Annotated in this window: 15 protein-coding genes; 12 read left to right on the plus strand and 3 right to left on the minus strand. The window is 40.7% G+C overall.

Annotated features, from left to right (window positions below):
- Positions 1–5 precede the first annotated feature (5 nt).
- On the plus strand, positions 6–1,652 hold the full coding sequence (locus tag AACZ88_RS12600; RefSeq protein WP_339710760.1) for a DUF5060 domain-containing protein: 1,647 nt from the start codon (positions 6–8) through the stop codon (positions 1,650–1,652).
- Between the two features lie 4 nt (positions 1,653–1,656).
- Here the strand turns inward: AACZ88_RS12600 and AACZ88_RS12605 are convergent, their stop codons facing one another.
- On the minus strand, positions 1,657–3,528 hold the full coding sequence (locus AACZ88_RS12605; RefSeq protein ID WP_339710763.1) for a sodium:proton antiporter: 1,872 nt from the start codon (positions 3,526–3,528) through the stop codon (positions 1,657–1,659).
- A 393-nt stretch (positions 3,529–3,921) separates the two neighbouring features.
- Between AACZ88_RS12605 and AACZ88_RS12610 the strand changes: the two genes are divergently transcribed.
- The 11 genes from AACZ88_RS12610 to AACZ88_RS12660 all read left to right on the plus strand — a co-directional run bounded on the left by AACZ88_RS12610 (position 3,922) and on the right by AACZ88_RS12660 (position 16,808).
- Complete coding sequence (locus AACZ88_RS12610; protein ID WP_339710766.1) at positions 3,922–4,782, plus strand: MBL fold metallo-hydrolase; 861 nt, start codon at positions 3,922–3,924, stop codon at positions 4,780–4,782.
- Positions 4,748–5,284: a hypothetical protein gene (locus tag AACZ88_RS12615; protein ID WP_339710769.1), complete on the plus strand. Its 537-nt coding sequence runs from the start codon at positions 4,748–4,750 to the stop codon at positions 5,282–5,284. The genes AACZ88_RS12610 and AACZ88_RS12615 overlap by 35 nt, the downstream gene beginning before the upstream one ends.
- A gap of 1 nt (position 5,285) precedes the next feature.
- Complete coding sequence (locus tag AACZ88_RS12620) at positions 5,286–6,917, plus strand: S8 family peptidase (RefSeq protein ID WP_339710772.1); 1,632 nt, start codon at positions 5,286–5,288, stop codon at positions 6,915–6,917.
- Positions 6,918–6,922: 5 nt separating this feature from the next.
- Entirely contained in the window at positions 6,923–8,791 is a 1,869-nt protein-coding gene (locus AACZ88_RS12625; RefSeq protein WP_339710775.1) for a M1 family metallopeptidase, read from the plus strand.
- Between the two features lie 240 nt (positions 8,792–9,031).
- Positions 9,032–9,421, plus strand: a complete 390-nt coding sequence (gene rnpA, locus AACZ88_RS12630; RefSeq protein ID WP_339710778.1) for a ribonuclease P protein component — start codon at positions 9,032–9,034, stop codon at positions 9,419–9,421.
- Positions 9,414–11,042, plus strand: coding sequence for a S41 family peptidase (locus AACZ88_RS12635; protein ID WP_339710781.1), 1,629 nt, complete (start codon positions 9,414–9,416; stop codon positions 11,040–11,042). Before rnpA ends, AACZ88_RS12635 begins: the two co-directional genes overlap by 8 nt.
- A gap of 308 nt (positions 11,043–11,350) precedes the next feature.
- The gene (locus AACZ88_RS12640) at positions 11,351–12,748 is read left to right on the plus strand and encodes a metallophosphoesterase family protein (RefSeq protein WP_339710784.1); all 1,398 of its coding nucleotides are present in this window, start codon (positions 11,351–11,353) and stop codon (positions 12,746–12,748) included.
- A gap of 93 nt (positions 12,749–12,841) precedes the next feature.
- Entirely contained in the window at positions 12,842–14,695 is a 1,854-nt protein-coding gene (locus AACZ88_RS12645) for a right-handed parallel beta-helix repeat-containing protein (RefSeq protein ID WP_339710787.1), read from the plus strand.
- Between the two features lie 30 nt (positions 14,696–14,725).
- Positions 14,726–15,625, plus strand: coding sequence for an SMP-30/gluconolactonase/LRE family protein (locus tag AACZ88_RS12650; protein ID WP_339710790.1), 900 nt, complete (start codon positions 14,726–14,728; stop codon positions 15,623–15,625).
- Positions 15,625–16,407: an SDR family oxidoreductase gene (locus AACZ88_RS12655; RefSeq protein WP_339710793.1), complete on the plus strand. Its 783-nt coding sequence runs from the start codon at positions 15,625–15,627 to the stop codon at positions 16,405–16,407. The genes AACZ88_RS12650 and AACZ88_RS12655 overlap by 1 nt, the downstream gene beginning before the upstream one ends.
- Positions 16,408–16,421: 14 nt before the next feature.
- Positions 16,422–16,808, plus strand: coding sequence for a VOC family protein (locus AACZ88_RS12660; protein ID WP_339710796.1), 387 nt, complete (start codon positions 16,422–16,424; stop codon positions 16,806–16,808).
- A 60-nt stretch (positions 16,809–16,868) separates the two neighbouring features.
- Here the strand turns inward: AACZ88_RS12660 and AACZ88_RS12665 are convergent, their stop codons facing one another.
- Positions 16,869–18,116, minus strand: coding sequence for an alginate lyase family protein (locus tag AACZ88_RS12665; protein WP_339710799.1), 1,248 nt, complete (start codon positions 18,114–18,116; stop codon positions 16,869–16,871).
- Positions 18,117–18,201: 85 nt separating this feature from the next.
- Positions 18,202–19,092 (minus strand): DUF1080 domain-containing protein, encoded by an 891-nt coding sequence (locus tag AACZ88_RS12670; protein WP_339710802.1) that lies wholly within the window; start codon positions 19,090–19,092, stop codon positions 18,202–18,204.
- Between the last annotated feature and the right edge of the window lie 60 nt (positions 19,093–19,152).

The raw sequence follows: 19,152 nt of genomic DNA on the forward strand, positions 1-19,152 counted from the left end.
ATTTGATGAAAATAAGCGCTAAAAAAGGGTTAGTAATTCTTTTAATACTACCGACTATCCTTTTTTCCCAAAAGGAAATCGAAAAAGTTGCACAATGGACCACCCATGAGATTACCTTAACTGCCGCCGAAAAGTACAAAAACCCCTATACAGACGTTGACGTATGGGCAATATATACCAATTCAAGTGGTGACTCATTAAAAAGACCGGCATTTTGGAACGGGGGAAATGATTGGAAAATACGGTTCTCCCCCCCAGACATAAACGTATCTTGGACATGGAAAACCTTTTCTTCAAATCGTGAGGACACTGGATTGAACGGAAAGAAAGGTGGCCTCTATTCCATACCTTATGCAGGCAAAAATCGGCTTATAAAGAATGGTCTATTGAAAATGTCGGCCGCACATAGGGGCGTGGTACACCAATCGGGGAAATCGTTTTTTATGGTGGGTGATACGCCATGGGCCATGCCATTTCGGGCAACTTTAGATCAAGTTGAAGCTTATGCCAAAGACCGCCAAGTAAAAGGCTTCAATACTGCCCTTATAATGACCCTACAACCTGATGTCAATGCAGAGGGGCCTAATGTGAGAAATGTTGAACAAGGTTTTAAACGCGCCTTTAAAGACCTCTCTAACGGACATATTAATGAAATAGACCTCGAATACTTTAACCATTTAGATGAACTGGTGGTCATTTTACTAAACCATGAAATCGTTCCTGTATATCAGCCTGTTTTTCACGGTTTTGGCTGGAAAGGGTTACAAGTTTTAGGTTCAAAAATAGCACCACACGAATATGTACGCTATACCAAATATCTACTGGCACGGTATGGCAGTAGTCCTGCTTTTTGGCTTATTGCGGCCGATCATGACGCCAATGACCCCGGTGTAAGGGAAAGTGGCGCCATGCTAGAGAATTGGGATTGTTATCAACAACCTACGGGTTTACATTATAACCCCTGTGATGATTTCGTTGCCGAATGGGCGAAAAATGACCCCTCCAAACATTGTATGCACTATAATAAAACTCATCAAAAAGAGCAATGGCTAGATTTTCAATGGGCGCAGACAGGTCATAGTGGCGATCACCAATACCACAAAGTAGCACGTATGTACGATAACCTCCCGACAAAAGCGGTTGCGAATGGTGAATCAACCTATGAAGGCATGAACGCTGGAAAAAATGGTCTTGGTTGGTGGCAAGGAGAAGACGCTTGGATGCAATTGATGCATGGCGGTACTATGGGTGTGGTCTATGGTGCTGCTGCTTTATGGCAATGGAAGGTTTCGGCCAATGAAGAAGGTTGGGGTGCCTGGGCAGATCAACCCTTATCTTGGAAAAGCGCCTTAAAGTTAGAAGGGGCTAAATATGTAGGTCTGATAGGAAAGATTTTGAGGGAAACCGATATGGCCGATATTGAAAAACGCTGGGATCTTGCAGATGGTCTGCCCTTGCTGGCCAAAGAGGGCGAGCTTTATCTGTCATATTTACAAAATGGTGGGGTTATAACCATTAAGAATCTTCCACAAAATCTAAATTATAGTTGGAAAAACCCTAAGACTGGCAAAACCGAGATAAGTGGAATTACAACAAAAGAAGCTTTTGAAGCTCCTGATAAAAACCCTTGGGTGCTATTAATTAGACAATAAAAAATTAGGCCTTATCCTTTTCATCATCATCTTTATCGTCGGTATTGGTTTCATCAACATCGAACATTTTCCCCATATAAACCAGTCGGTATCCTTCTTTAATGTCATCAAACTCCGTACTGAAAGACGAAATAATCTTTAAATCGTTCTTAGGAGTTTTTAAAAATATAGGGACAATATACTTTTCACCTTTCGAAATCTCAACAAGACCCTCATAATGTTCTTGGCTCTTTATTTCGATTTCGTGTATGGTCGGAAACTTACGTACGGCCTCCATAATTTTAATAAAATCATCTGTATGGGAGAAAAGCCCTTCCTTTGGAGTGTTCTCGGGGTCGTTCATCTCATCTGCGTCAACCAATCGAAATGAACCAAACTCCCCAAATTGTTTCCTGAACTTATCAATTGCATATTTATTAATATCAGAGTTTCCTGTTAGGGCCATAAGGTAGCCGACATCGTTTAGTTCGATATTATCTGTAAGTGTATCTGAATAGATGTTGGCAACAAATGCTTCGAGTCCCAGTTTTTTAGCCTTGTTTATATTGGTCTGGTTATTATCTATCAACACCACATGTCGGTCATTTTTTTTGAGATAATCTCCTATTAAACGTGACACTTTGGAGGCTCCGATAATCAAAATACCCTCTGATTTTCTTAAGAATACCCCAATAATCTTGGCAAAGAACCTAGCCGTAGTTGCATTTAGCAAAACAGTACCTAAAACAATCATAAATACGAGTGGGGTTATATATTCTGCCCCAGGTTCCCCCTTTTGTAAAAGTTTTGATCCAAAAAGCGATGCAATACCGGCAGCAACAATACCTCTGGGCCCTACCCAACCAATAAAAAGCTTTTCATTTAACTTCAAATTGGAACCCGAAGCGCTGAGAAAAACTCCTAAAGGCCGAATTAAGAAAACAATTATAGCAAATAACAGAACTGTTTTCCAATTGTATATTAATTCTAAATCGGCCAAATTAATATTGGCGGCTAACAGAATAAAAAGTATGGAAATCAACAAAACGCTCAGTGATTCCTTAAAATAGAGCAATTCTTTTATATTGGGAAGGTCTGTATTTCCCATGACCATCCCCATAACCACAACCGCCAACAATCCTGATTCATGTGCAAACACATCTGACATTACAAAAACCAATAATACCACCGACAGGGAAACAACGTTAAGAAGGTAATGAGGCACAAAGTCTTTTTTGATGGCAAAGGCCAGGGCATGCGCAAAAGTGAAGCCGAAAGTAAAACCGAACAACAAAATTTTACCGAATTCAATAAGCGCGGTCAGGGTATAAGCCTGACCTTCGCCCACGCTTATAAATTCGAACACCAAGACCGCCGCCAATGCCCCAATCGGGTCAATGAGAATACCTTCCCATTTCAAAACCGCGGAAATATCCTTTTTTAAAGGAATGTTTCTTAATATCGGGGTAATCACTGTTGGTCCAGTAACGATTATCAAGGCAGAAAACAAAAACGAAATCTGCCAGCTCAGATCAAAAATATAATGAGCGGCAATACCGGCTGCAAAAAAAGTAACTAAGCTTCCTAAGGTTATTAGTTTTGTGATAACGGGTCCTACATTACGTATTTCCGAACGTTTTAACGTCAATCCCCCCTCAAAAAGTATAATACTAATGGCCAACGAAACGAAATAATAAAGTCCATCTCCTGGAAAAAGTCCATTTTCCCCATTCCATATGGGTTCTATTAGCTTATTGCCATCTTCAGTAAAGATGGTTGCAATCGGTCCGACCAACAAACCAATCAGAATCAGCGGCAAAATAGCTGGCAGTTTTAAACGCCAGGCCACCCACTGAGCAATGATTCCTAAAATAATGATTCCGGCAAGCTCTATCATTTGTTACGGTTTAGGTATGCAAGGTAAATACTACACACGAAAAATAACATTTTTATTTATAACCCTGTCATAATAAACTATAGATTTCGGTACTTATTTATTGTAGTACCTTGAACCAACGACCATTTTTAATACATACCAAGGTCAAGCCTTTTAAACCCATCGTGTTTGGATATGCATCTTCACCCTCTCCTTCCTGAAGGTAAATGTTCTTGACAAGAGATAAGGGTTATAACTTATAGTGGTCAACAACGGTTTCTCTTGATGCCGTAATTTATAGAATAAAAACCTTAGAAATTTAATGCCTTTCATTTTCATGGTGTGTTAAAAATTTCTTAGTTATTCGGGCAACCCTTTTCCTTTTCATAATTTGCAGGCTTTTATTTTTCCTAAATGAAACTATATCCCATTGAGACTGGAAATTTTAAGTTGGATGGTGGTGCTATGTTCGGCGTGGTGCCTAAAACGATATGGAATAAAACCAATCCTGCAGACGGCAACAACCTAATCGATATTGCCGCTCGAAGCCTCTTAATCGAAGATGGTGACAGATTGATTCTTATCGACACGGGTATGGGCAACAAACAATCTGACAAGTTCTTCGGCTATTACTACCGCTGGGGCGGCTATTCAATAGACGATTCATTACAGAAACTGGGCTTTCGTAGGGATGATATTACAGATGTTTTTTTGACACACTTGCATTTTGATCATTGTGGCGGGTGTATACAGTGGAACAATAATAGAACGGGATATGAACCTGCGTTTAAAAATGCCGTATTCTGGACCAATGAAAGGCATTGGGAATGGGCTACAAAACCAAATGCTCGCGAGAAAGCCTCCTTTTTGAAGGAAAACCTTTTTCCCATGCAAGAGAGCGGACAATTAAAGTTTATAAAAAAAGGGGATGCTTCTTTTTTGGAAACCTCAGAACTGGGTTTTGGTATTCTTTTTGTAGATGGGCATACGGAAAAACAAATGTTGCCGCACATTCGTTATCAAGACAAAACTGTAGTTTTTATGGCAGACTTAATTCCAACGGTCGGTCATATTCCGCTGCCATATGTTATCGGATATGATACACGACCCTTATTGACCCTGGGCGAGAAAGAAACTTTTTTGAACAAAGCAATCGCTCAAGATTATTATTTGTTTTTCGAACATGATGCCCACAATGAAATCTGTACCCTACAATCAACAGAAAAAGGAGTACGGCTTAATGAATTACATAATTTCGATGACCTTTTTCAATAAATCCATTTTTAATATACTAATTGGTATTTGGTTTCCGGCTTTGAGCTCATGCCTGGAAGCACAACAACTCGAGAATACCAACTTAACTACGGAATTTTCCTGGGCCAAAGACTTTGCGGTAATGCCTGTCGATGAGATAAGCAATTGGCATAGGATCAATTTAAAGAAGGAAAAAATGGTAAAAATCGTATACGAAAAAATAGAAGTTGTTGTTTTTACTGAACTTCCCAAAGGAAATTCACATAAGGCCACATGGCAAAACGGCCTTTATCATTTGTGCCATGCCGATTATGATAATAGTGCGGCCATTCCCGTTTCAAACAGCGTAAAAACTATTAAAGCGAAACAATTGGCAAGAAAAGAGCCTTCAAATATTAACTTTGCGGGCGAAAATGGCCAAAGTAGTCTTGTAACTATGGCGAATGAGAGTTGTTTTGAAATGTTTCCCTCTCTGAATTCAGGACTTTTTATTACAGAACACACTAACCTAATAAATATATAACATGACATTTAATTTTTCGAAATTATTCATTGGTTTCTCCGCATCGCTATTAGTAATGAGTTGTGGAACCACTTCTTTGGTTTCCACCCCTATTGAAAATATTGATACAACACCATTAAAATTAGCTGAGCTTAGCGACAGCGAGAAAAAAAATTGGGGCCATTTGGACCTTGTCGCAGATACCATTCCCGGAATGAGTGTTGACAAAGCTTATGCCGATATCATAGGAAACAAAAAAGGTCAAAAAGTAATAGTCGCCGTACTCGATTCGGGTATGGACCTTAAACATGAAGATCTTGATGGCATATTGTGGACCAATAAAGGGGAAAAACCGTCCAATGGCATAGACGACGATGGCAATGGGTATATCGATGACATTCATGGTTATAATTTTTTGGGCGAATCATACAATGAACAGTTGGAATATGCTAGAATAGTCCGCTTGAACATTGGTGATGCCGCACTTCAATCTAAAGCCAAGAAACAATTGGAGGAAAACTACCAAAAAGCTATTCAAAACAAACAGCAATATGAACAAATCTTACAAGCTGTTAAAACGGCCGATGAGGCCATCAAAGAAAAGTTAGGTAAAGATACATATACCAAAAAAGAGGTTGCAGCTATCAAGCCCGAAAATCAGGCTATGCAACAGCATGTAGGAATAATTAGTCAAATGTTCACTTTTGCAGATAGCATTGCCGATGTCTATAAAGATTTGAATGCCGGTGTTAAACATTTCACAGAACAATTAAACTATAACTATAATAAAGACTTTGACGGCCGTGAAGTTGTTGGTGATAATCCTTATGACATAAATGATTTGGGTTATGGAAACGGAAACCCGCAGAATCTTGTGGAAGATGAAAGTCATGGCACCCACGTTGCCGGCATTATTGCAGCTGAACGAAACAACGGCAAAGGTGTGAACGGAGTAGCGAACAACGTAGCGATTATGAGCATTCGGGCCGTACCTAACGGGGACGAATATGATAAAGATATTGCCTTGGGCATTCGCTATGCCGTCGATAATGGCGCCAAGATTATAAATGCGAGTTTTGGGAAATCTTTTTCTCCCAATGCAGAATGGGTTTATGATGCTTTAAAATATGCAGCAGAAAATGACGTGCTCTTTGTTCATGCTGCAGGAAACGAAGGAGCTGATTTGGACGATGTCAACAATCCCAATTTTCCGAACGACCAAGTAAACAACGGACCCGAAATCGCAGATAATGTTATTACCGTAGGTGCCCTTAGTAGTAAATATGGTTCAGAGATGGTTGCAACTTTCTCAAATTACGGAAAAGTGAATGTTGATGTTTTTGCTCCTGGAGATAACATTTATTCCACCATGCCCAACAATGAATATGAGTATCAGGGGGGTACCTCTATGGCCGCTCCTGCCGTAGCCGGCGTTGCAGCACTACTTCGTTCGCAATACCCAAAACTCACGGCCTCAGAAGTTAAACATATTATAATGGAATCTGGACTTGCGCCTATGACAAAGGTTGTTTTAGCAGGTGATGCCGCAATTACGGCCACCTTGAACAAGGTGTCGACCTCAGGTAAGATTGTCAATGCCTATAATGCACTTATTATGGCAGATGGAGTTTCAAAAGGGAAAATAAAAATATAAATACCATGCAGTATAAAAATGTAATGCTTTTTGGGGGGTTACTTATTTTGTTTAGCTCAATATCTCATCTGAGCGCACAAACTTCTGAGTGCTATTGGCAGCAACATGTTGATTATAGCATGGAAGTAAATATGGATGTGAAATCATTTCAATACACGGGCATCCAAAAACTGGTATACACTAATAATTCTCCAGATACGCTCAACAGAATTTATTACCACCTCTTTTTTAACGCTTTTCAGCCTGGAAGCGAAATGGATGTTCGTCTTCAGAACATTTCGGATCCCGACAGCAGAATGACAACGGCAAACCAAAAGAGTCGTATTGCCACATTGAATGAAGATCAGATAGGTTACCTACATGCCACTTCTTTAAAACAAGATGGGCAAACCATTACATTTTCAGAAGAGGAAACTGTTTTAGTCGTAGATTTAGTCAACCCTATTCCTCCTGGGGGAAAAACAACCCTAGACATGCAATTTGAGGGTCAAGTTCCTTTACAAATTCGTCGTGCTGGTCGAAATAGCACTGAAGGCGTAGCCCTATCCATGAGTCAATGGTATCCGAAATTGGCAGAATATGATTTTGAAGGGTGGCATGCTGACCCATATATTGGCCGCGAATTTCACGGGGTTTGGGGTGATTTTGATGTTAAATTGACCCTAGACAAGAATTATATCGTAGGTGGTAGTGGCTATCTTCAAAACGCGCAACAAATAGGTCACGGTTACGAGACTCCTGGCACCAAGGTTAAAAAACAAAAAGGAAAAACCTTGACCTGGCATTTTAAAGCGCCAATGGTACATGATTTTATGTGGGCCGCAGATCCCGATTACCTGCATGACACACTGCAAGTCGAAAATGGTCCAACACTGCATTTTCTGTACAAGAATAATCCTGAGATAATCGAAAACTGGAAAAAATTGCAGCCAAAAACTGCCGAAATGATGCAGTTTTTCAGTAAAAATATTGGCTTATACCCCTATAAACAATACTCCGTTATTCAAGGAGGTGATGGTGGTATGGAATATGCTATGAGCACCTTAATTACAGGGGAAAGAAAATTTGGAAGTTTGGTAGGAGTCACAGCGCATGAATTGGCACATTCATGGTTTCAGCATATATTGGCCACCAATGAATCGAAACATGAATGGATGGACGAAGGCTTTACGACTTTTATGTCGTCGCTCTGCATGAATGAAATCATGAATGAGAATAAGGATAATCCTTTTGAAAACTCTTATCGGGGATATTATAATTTAGCGACTTCTAACAAAGAACAACCACAAACTACACATGCCGATCGGTATGATCTAAATTTTGCCTATGGACAAGCGGCCTACAGTAAAGGGTCGGTTTTCCTAGCGCAGCTGGGTTATATAATCGGCCAGGATAAATTGATGGAAACCATTCATAAATATTATGAAGATTTCAAATTTAAACACCCCGTGCCCAATGATATTAAGCGAACGGCAGAAAAAATTTCAGGTATGGAACTTGATTGGTACCTCACCGATTGGACCCAAACTACGAATACCATCGATTACGGCATCAAAGAGGTAACGGCTAATGGAAACAAAACAGAAGTAATATTGCAACGTATTGGGCCAATGCCCATGCCCATCGATATTTTGGTAGTTTACACAGATGGCAGCCAAGAAACACTTTATGCCCCACTACGAATGATGCGTGGAGAAAAGGAAAACCCGTATCCGAGTTTGAAAAGAACCATACTTGATGATTGGCCTTGGGCCTTTCCGACCTATAGCCTAACAATCGATAAACCAAAAGGCAATATCAAGGCCGTTGTAATCGACCCGTCTCAATTAATGGCCGATATCAATGGTGAAAATAATATTTGGCAGGCCCCTTAAGAGGTGTTTTTATTTCTATCATAAATGCCAACGTTGCTCTTTTAGATTCAGCTGGTGTTTTAAAAGAGTAGACCGTCATAGAATTAACTCATGCCTGTAAGTAATGACCGCCAGACAATTGCGCTATTGCTCCAAATGATTCTGACTTATCGCATAATAAAACGAAATAGTATCTTTACATAGTGCATCGCTCAAATAAGCGACTGTTCCTCAAATGGATTATTAAAATAAGAAAGATTCTTGAACAAACCCATAACCTTCGGTTACCCTAGGATAGAAAAATTAAAGAGTAAAAAGCTCATTGAACAATTGTTTCTAGAGGGCAAATCTGTTTCTAGCTATCCGCTCAAATTAATATTCCTACAAACCGAACTGCCAGAAAATGTAAAAATTCAAAGTAGTGTGGCTGTGCCAAAAAAAAAATTCAAAAGCGCTGTTAAACGCAATCGCATAAAAAGATTATTACGAGAGGCTTATCGGCTCAACAAACACCTTGTTTTTAACAATAGTGACCCCTCTTTTGCGTTTCTATTTTTATATCTTGGAAAAGAGATGCCCGAATACAATGACGTAGAAAAGAACATGCAAACGATACTTCAAAAATTTCTAAAAAAAACAGGCAATGAATAGATTCATGAAAAAGAGGATTCTAATACCCCTTTTTGCAATTACATTGTTAATTGCTGGAAGTAGTTTTAAAAGTGATTTTTTTGAAATAGCCAAGCAAATCGAAATCTTCACCACACTTTTCAAGGAATTGAACATGAATTATGTAGACGAGACCAACCCTGCCGAACTGATGGATACGGCAATTAAAAATATGTTGGGCGAACTCGACCCCTATACCAAGTTTCTAAACGAACAAGATGTAGAAACCTATAAAATCAACAATGCGGGGGAATATTCGGGTATAGGCGCAGTTGTGCGGTCTTACCCAGACAAGTTGTTAATTGTGGAGCCTTATAAGGGATATCCTGCTGATAATGCAGGACTCAAAGCGGGTGATGAAATAGTAAAAATTGGTGATATTTCGGTTGTGAATTTTGAGGATAATGCCAGCGAGCTCCTCAAGGGAGCCAACGGAACATCGGTAACAGTTACCTATAACAGACAGGGCGAGACAAAATCCGCAAAAATTACACGATCGGCGGTAGAAGTCGATGCGGTACCCTTCTACAAAATGATAGACGCCAGTACCGGCTATATAGTCTTGGCAAAATTTAATGCAAAAGCTTCGGGACAAACAAAGGAGGCGCTCATCGACCTTAAGGGAAAAGGGGCTGAAAAAATAGTTCTAGACCTTCGAGGCAATCCTGGCGGGTTACTATCTGAGGCCATCAATGTTACTAATCTTTTTGTTCCCAAAGGAGAATTGATAGTGACCACAAAATCAAAAGTAAAAAAATTCAATAGGGAGTACCATACCAAAAATAAAGCGGTCGATGCCGAAATTCCCTTGGTGGTTCTGGTTGATGGGGGAAGTGCTTCAGCAAGTGAAATTGTATCTGGAAGCCTACAAGACCTGGATCGCGCCGTAGTTTTGGGTGCTCGTAGTTTTGGAAAAGGACTAGTACAGCGCCCATTAAAATTAACTTATGGCACCCAATTGAAAGTGACTATTAGTCGTTATTATACCCCTTCTGGGCGCTGTATTCAGTCGTTGGATTATTGGAATCGTGATGAGAATGGCAATGCTGTAAAAACATCGACCTTCAATGACTTTACGACCCGTAATGGACGCAAAGTTCAAGACGGTGGCGGGGTGTTACCCGATATCGAAATTAGCGCCACAAAAGCCAACGAACTTACCACTGCCCTTTTGCAAAACCATGTGGTTTTTGACTTCGCAACAAACTATTATTATAGCAATCAAGTACAGAACCTCAACGATTTCAAATTTACGGAAGGCGACTTTCAAGAGTTCAAGAATTATGTTTCCAAGAGTGACTTTTCGTTTGAGACCAAAACCGAAAGGGTACTGAAACAGGCCATGACCAATCGCGAAGAAGTTATTTTTAACGATGCGATAGAAGATGATTTTAAAACTTTGCTAGTCGATATTGACAAGAGCAAGCTTGCCGCTTTGGAGAATTATCAAAAAGAAATTCAAAGCAAGTTGGAAGATGAAATCGTGAAACGTTATTTCTACCGAGAAGGGCTTTATGAATACTATCTTACCCATGACGATGCGATCATGGCAGCCACCGAGCTCTTGGGAAATACAGCGGAATACGTAAAAATCTTAAAATAGACCAACCGGAATAGTTGATATCAAATGGAGTTCTTTAAGCACAGCGACATAGACTAGTGCTGTGGCCCTATACAACCATTATGAGGTTCTACATGTTTTCAAAGTTCAGTTACCTTCTGTTTTCTATCTATTATACCCACCACTAGGTTATCATAAAACCCTCGTCTATAAATCTAATTCGATCGGTCAATTTTCCATACAAAATCATCAATAACTATGAATTGATTCCTATGAAACAATTGTAGCTTTGTTGGATAGTGATGTTATTTTTACTTTTAACTCTTATACCATAATACCTTCTGCCATCCATGAAAAAAGTCATTTCGATACTACCACTTTGTCTGATTACCCTATTTTTTGCATTTAACGGCAACAGTCAAGAACACTCCCACGAACACGGAAACGGGCACACACATTACCAAGAACATGATGCGGTTTTGAATCATAAACTCATGTTTCCTTCTAAAACACCCGATCGTATTATCGCCAATCTTACAGAAGACCCGGCTCACAGTTTTGCGGTCAATTGGCGTACAAATCAGCAAATTGAATCTGGTGTGGTTGAAATAGCGAAAGCCACCGATGGTCCTGAATTTTTGCTTGGTGACGTTCGAAAAGTCTCTGCAGTCACACAAAGTTTCGAAAATCAAAACAGAAGGGAGCCCTTGGTGAAGGCGAGTTTTCATTCGGCAGTGGTATCTGAACTCGAGCCCAATACCTTATACACTTATCGCGTAGGAAGCGGCACCGAAAACAATGCGTATTGGAGCGAATGGTTTCAATTTACTACAGCAAGCGACAATGACAACAAGCCTTTTAGCTTTATTTATTTTGGTGATGCACAAAACAATGTAAAATCACTTTGGTCACGAGTCATTCGAAACTCATATAAACAATATCCTCAAGTTGACTTTATGTTGCATGCGGGCGACTTGATCAATGATCGTGATGCTAACTCTGAATGGGGTGAGTGGTTTCATGCCGGCAGTTTTATACATGCCACGGTACCCAGCATTATGACTCCAGGCAATCACGAGTATCGAGACGGAATATTATCGTCATTATGGAGACCTCAATTTACGCTTCCTGAAAATGGTCCCACAAAAGCCCTAAAAGAGACCTGTTATGCCATTGATTATGAAAATATGAAACTTATTTCAATTGATGGAGAGGCTTTTGACGAGCATAAAGAAGCTCGAATCGCTCAAACCAAATGGCTCGATTCCGTTCTTAGGACCAATACAAAGAAATGGACTACAATTACCACCCATTACCCCATTTTTTCAACGGCAAAAGGGCGAGATAATAAAAAACTTCGCAAAGCCTTTAAGCCCTTAATTGACAAGTATGGTGTAGATTTAGTGCTTCAGGGTCATGACCACACTTATGCACGCGGCTACGTAAAGAATGAGGGGCAGGGTCTTACCGTGGTCAATGACATAGGAACTGTTTATGCCGTATCGGTAAGTGGTCCAAAAATGTACGAATCACAGGATCAAGAATGGATGGCGCGGCGCGGAGAGTTCACGCAACTATTTCAAATCATTACTGTATCAAAAGATACGATTACCTATGGCGCCTACACCCCTACCGGCAATCTTTACGATGCTTTCGAGCTTATTAAAAAGAACGGAAAGAAGGAGTTGATAAACAAAATACCCGATAGTCCGATTCGTCTAAAAAAAGATTTTGTTAAAGAAGAATAATAGCCGTTGACCCTTATTTCAATGCTGGTGAAATTTTGAAAATTGTCATTTTGAGACTATTTTCGATTATTCCCACCAAAACTTAAAAAGTAAATGGCTGCCCGTCACATTCTTTTGTTCTTCTCCATGTTTCTAATAAAGGGTTTGAATGCGCAGTATACTAAAGAAATCTATGTTGCTCCTTACGGTACAGATAAATCCACGGGAAATTTTGATGAACCTTTCAAAACCCTTCACAGAGCATATGACGAAATAGCTTCTTTGCACAACACAAAATATCAAAGCATAGTATTGTGGCTGAATGATGGTATATATCGTATCAAAAATCCTTTAGTCATTGATGCAATGCTGAAAAAAAGCAACATCCCCATTTCCTTTAAGGCGATGGACAACGCTAAACCTGTGATTTCTGGTGCCTATCAACTAACTGGTTGGCGAAATCTAGGAGATAATTTGTGGGCCTGTTCAATAACCCACCAAATAGAAACTTTCCGTGAACTTTTTATCAATGGGCAAAGAACAACTAGGGCCAGACACCCGAATAGTGGCTACCTGAGGGTAAATAAGGTGGGCGCTGATAAACGAACCCATTTTACTTTTAACGCGGGTGATTTCCCTATTCCAACAAGTACTGTACATCCTGAACTGGTCTTACTCCATGATTGGTCAATCACCCGAATTCCGGTTAAAAATATCGATCAAAAAAAAAATGTGCTCCATACGATAGACTCGATTGGAGCAAAAAACCTCAGCTTTTTCACCCTTGATAATTGGGAACCGAACCCACGCTATTATCTTGAAAATGCTCCTGAGTTCTTAGATGCCGATTACGAATGGTACTTTGACGCGCCCAATAAGGAGGTACGCTTGAAACTACCCTCAAACTTTGATCCAAATTCATTAACCATCGAAATTCCTGTGGCAGAGCGCCTTATACAGGTTCGGGGCAGTGTAAAGAAATCGATATCAAATGTTTCCTTTGAAGGGATTAGCTTTAAATATTGCAGATGGAACCCTCCCGAGGAAACCTACGCCGGCATTCAAGCCTGTCATTTTGATCCAAGGGGTCAAACAGCAGAGTGGAATGTTGTTCCAGCGGCCATACAAACCCAATGGGCGGATAACGTTCGGTTTGAAAATTGCGAGTTCCTTTCAATGGGCGGCAGTGCAGTTTGGTTCGGTACGGGCAGTACCAATTGTGCCTTGAAAAATTGCCGTATTTACGATATTTCCGGTAATGGAATTATGATTGGTGAGGGTCGGGATCGCGCCATTGGCAATACCCCTTGGTGGAAGACGGCACCAGAACAAGTGGCGCGAGCCAATAGCGTTGAGTCTTGTGATGTTTCTAATTGTGGGGTTCAGTTTTACGGAGCTGTGGGCATCTGGTGTGGGTTGACAGCGGAAACCGTGTTGCGAAATAATGATATATACAATCTGCCGTATACTGGTATATCGATAGGATGGATGTGGAGCCCACAATCAACCCCTTGTCGTGATAATATCGTTGCTCAAAACCATATACACCATATCCTACGAAAATTGAGTGACGGAGGCGGCGTTTATTTGCTGGGTTTGCAACCTGGTACCCGCTTGACCGAAAACCATATCCACGATATTTCGGTAAACGCTGGTAGAGCAGAAAGCAACGGAATGTTTCTTGATGAGGGTACTAAGGATGTATTGGTTGAGAAAAACCTGATTTATAACATTGCCAAATCTCCACTTCGTTTTCATAAAGCCTCAACCAATACCGTAAAGGGCAATTATTTTTTTTCGAAAGAAAATACTCCTGGTATTGCTTACAACCGAACAGCTCCTGAAAATATAGTGAAAGTAGAAAACCTTTTTAAAAGTACCGACAACCCCGATGATAGAGCCGTATTGAAGAAGCTCAAAACAGAATTTGAAAAAGTGACACAGTCCTCTGCAACTAATCCAAATTAAACGAATTACGTAACTTTCAATAAAATTGATATGCCGCATAGCATGACCAAGAACAGTAACGCAAAATTAGTATATGATGCCAAAGCTACTTTAGGAGAAGGCCCAGTTTGGGATCCTTTTAAACAATTGCTTTTTTGGGTGGATATCGAAGGAAAAAAATTGCATCAGTACAATCCTATCAATGGTGAAAACCGTCAGTGGAGTTTTGAGGGCATGTTGGGAGCGGCCGTTCCCGCTGAAAATGGAAATCTCATATTGGCCCTTGAGCCGGGCCTAGCCTCTTTTAACACGGAAACAGGAACACTGCTTCAGCATAACGCGTTGGAAAATCACGATACCGATATGCGCTATAATGACGGTAAAGTAGGGCCTAACGGTAATTTCTGGATAGGCAGTATGCACAAAAAATTTGTTCCTAAAAGTGGCAATCTGTACCGTGTAGATGCACAATATACTGTCACAACACATGTTTCTCAAACTACCATTTCAAACGGCATGGCATGGAGTGCTGATAATAAAACCTTTTACTACATCGATTCAGACGACCGCAAAGTTTATGGTTTTGATTTTGATATATCGACCAGCAGTATATCGAATAAAAGAATACTTCTTTCAATTCCCGAACAGTATGGCAGCCCTGATGGTATGAGCATCGACGCCGAAGGCATGCTTTGGATAGCACATTGGGGCGGAAATTGTGTGCGCCGCTGGAACCCTGATACTGGTGAAGTGCTGGAAACGGTTGAAGTTGATGCGCCACATGTGACCTCCTGTTGTTTTGGCGGCAAAAATTTAGATCACTTATATATTACCTCTGCGCGAAGTGATTTAAGTGAAAAACAGCTTCAAACGTTTCCTAAAAGTGGCGGTCTATTCGTATATCGTCCAAAAGTCAAAGGAACGCCCATAACTCTTTTTAAGAATAAATAATGAATTACTCGGGAATCAAGAATAAGGTAGCCATAGTAACTGGAGCAGGAGAGGGTATTGGCTATGCCATCGCCGAATTGTTACTAAAGGCTGGTGCAGACGTAGTCTTGAACGACGTCGATGAAACTCGGGGCTGTAGGGCCGCCGAAACATTGACTAAAGGACGACCAGGAAATTGTCTGGCCTTTTCGGGTGATGCAGGAGATATTTCGACCATAAATGCTATGGTCGACTTTACTCTCGAAAACTTCGGGAAAGTTGACTTTATCATTCCCAATGCGGGTATTACGTTTTTTGGGGATTTTCTTTCGTTTACTCCAGAATCCTTTCAAAAGGTATTACAACTCAATTTACACGGAGCTTTCTTTTTGGTACAGCGCGCCGCCAAAGAAATGATAAAGAGCGGCAAGGGAGGGCGTGTTGTTTTGATGTCTTCCCAAGTAGGCATTCAAGCCTATCGTAACCTCACAGCCTATGGCATGACAAAAGCGGCCCTTCAGCTAATGGCCCGTAACCTTGCTTATGAATTGGGCAGATATGGTATAACTATAAATGCCATAGCACCCGGCGCCACATTGACCGAGCGAACCAAAAAAGAGCAACCCGACTACGAAGGGGTGTGGGGGAAATTAATTCCGAGGGGTGTGGTCGGGAAACCCGAAGATATTGCCAGAACCTGTTTATTTCTACTTTCCGAGGAAGCTGCCCATATAAATGGGCAAACCATTCCGGTAGATGGTGGGTGGACAACGGCAGGAATTTATCCCGAGGATTTATCCTAAAACCATAATTTACCGTGCATCTTAATAAAATTCATCACATCGCTATTATTTGCTCAGACTATCAAAAGTCAAAACACTTTTATGTCGAAGTTTTGGGTTTGAGCATATTGAAAGAAACCTTTCGTAAAGAACGGCGGTCGTATAAACTAGACCTTGCCCTTAATGGCGTCTATATGATCGAGTTATTTTCCTTTCCCGACCCGCCGAAACGTGTCTCCCGGCCCGAGGCACAAGGACTCCGTCATTTGGCCTTCGAAGTTGATAACATTTCTCAATCGATATTGGCATTAAAAAGTCACGGTGTGCCAACAGAAGAGGTGCGTATTGATAAGCTGACCAACAAGAAATTCACCTTTTTTTCAGACCCCGATGAACTTCCGATAGAGCTTTATGAAAAATAAGCAGTGCTTGCAAATGGGCTCTTTTAATTCAATACTGTATTTTAGAATCCCATTAAGGTGTCAAAACGTAAGGTTAGAACGAAGACTTAACTCTTGAAGCACTTTGTTTTGCAAGCCAGCCACTTTTTCCTTTTTGACAAGTTCGTTTATGGCCTGGGTTAAAAAGTTAGAAAATTCTTTTGATTTGGTACGGACAGAAGCTCGGGCAAGTATTGGCACCAAATACGACAAATCAACGCCACGATGACTAGGGTGTTGCCAGTCTTCCCCACTGATTACGGAAGTTAGATAATTTATGGCCAAAGCCAGGCTCTTTCCTTCATCAGACTCAAAGTGCCACATATCCATACCGACCTCGTCACCAAAAGCGGCAATATTTGTCAACGCATCCAGGTTAAAGCAACTATAAAAAAAAGACCTCGTACGTTCAAGTTCATGAATTTGTCCCCCCTTATTATTCAACTGTCGATCCAGGCTTTGTTGGGCTAGCTCAACCATCTTTTTAATCAGAGGCTTATTCCCCAGATAATGTGCTAGTGATGCAACCTGAAATCGGTACCACGAACCATGATTATTTTCTTGTTCGCCTTCTTCTTTGCCCAAATCACTTTCGGTCAACCAAGTCAAATACGAAGTCAACCATCGGGTCATTTTTAAGTCATCCTGTGTCGTCCAATGCTGAGAATCGGATAACATGTCGATAGCATTGGGTATTAAAGAAGCTATGGCCCTACCATCTAAAACACCAAAAGGCCTCCCCTCGGGATTACCAGGTATACTTTGGGCAAATTCCAAGTGGGGATTCATTAATGTCTCCTCATCAAGAAACCAGGTTTTCAGTATGCTTATCGCTTTATGGGCATAGCGCTCATCCTCGGAAAAATAATAGGCAAGACTGAGGTTTTCAACTCCGTTCGTCATATCACTCAATCTATTTCTGTCAACAGCGCCTGTTTGAGTGTCAGGATTGGTCTCTCCATCCTTTCTTACCCAAGGCATTCCATTCGAAGTATCGGGATTTGGCCACCAATAGCGACCAATACTCAAGTAATCGTGCTTGTTCCCCGAGGGTGGAATGATGGATTTATCCATTACCGTAGGGTTTTCCATAGTTAGCAATTGCTCGGCATTCTCGAGTAATTGTTTATATGCTGTTCTTGTTCGCTCTGACGCCGTACCCCCGTGAATTTTTTGCTTGACCATTGCTAGACTAACTGAATCTAACCGAGCCAATGGGGCAGAAAAACATGTTGCTCCAAAGAGAATCAATAGAACCAAGGCACAGCCAGATTTACCCACTTTTATCATAGTTTATGAGTTTTTAATCGCATTAATATACGACCGGCAGTGACATCTATTATCCAATTTTAATTTTCCGGAAAAGACAATGGGATTAATAGGTACACGATGCCGGATCCGATTTTATAAAATACCTCTTATAGTTCTTGGCCTTGGGGTCCATACACCCTTTTAGGTTCTTAATCTTGATATTTCTAAAATCAATAGGTTGGCCTTCACTTTGTAAGGCAATAAAACCCCCGGTCAATAATTTCCCGTCCTGTTTCATTTTAGGGTCATACCTGTTGGCTACTCCTCCGCCCATTTGCGGTTTCGTATATTCGAGAACGGTCTCCCCGTTGATTATATGGGTCACCAACGAATCTCCCCGTATAATCATCTCTGCTTTGACCCATTGATCTCCATAGTACGTGTCAGAAGACGAATTTATACAATGTCTGGGGTCAATTTTACCTTTATAGACAACATCGGTGCCTGGCGAACACATATTGCCCGTTGGTCGGGCTTCACCTTCCTTGATGCCCGCTAAAAACTGCATTTCCACAGAAATTGGCCAATCTTGTTCTTTGGGCATTGTTCTCGGGTCTTGCGAATGAAACATAACACCACTATTTTTAAGCGTGAAACTCGGCGCTCCTGGGTGCAAATCGCCCACAAAACGATACTCCATTGAAAAATGATAATAGGAATACGGCGTATTGTAATATAGATGGCCGTATCGATCATTGAAGTCTCCCTCGTAGTTGTCGTACCTTACTTTTATAAGACCGTCCTCTACCCTAAAAGTGTCTCCGTAATTATCTCCTACTTCATAATGATGAATTTTGGTAGTCCAATCTTTAATGTCTTGACCATTGAACATTTGTTGCCAACCATCGTGGGTATTTGAAACAACTGATTTTTTCACGGAGCACTGGGTCAAGAGCAATAATAAAAGGCTTCCTCCTGAAATAAGTGAAAACAGCGATTTAAATTTTGAGATCATAACTTTTACCGATAAACTTTATTGCTCTCGAAATATACTCATAGTTTTCTTCATTTATGT

It is taken from the genome of uncultured Kriegella sp. (assembly GCF_963975415.1).
Lineage (GTDB): Bacteria > Bacteroidota > Bacteroidia > Flavobacteriales > Flavobacteriaceae > Kriegella.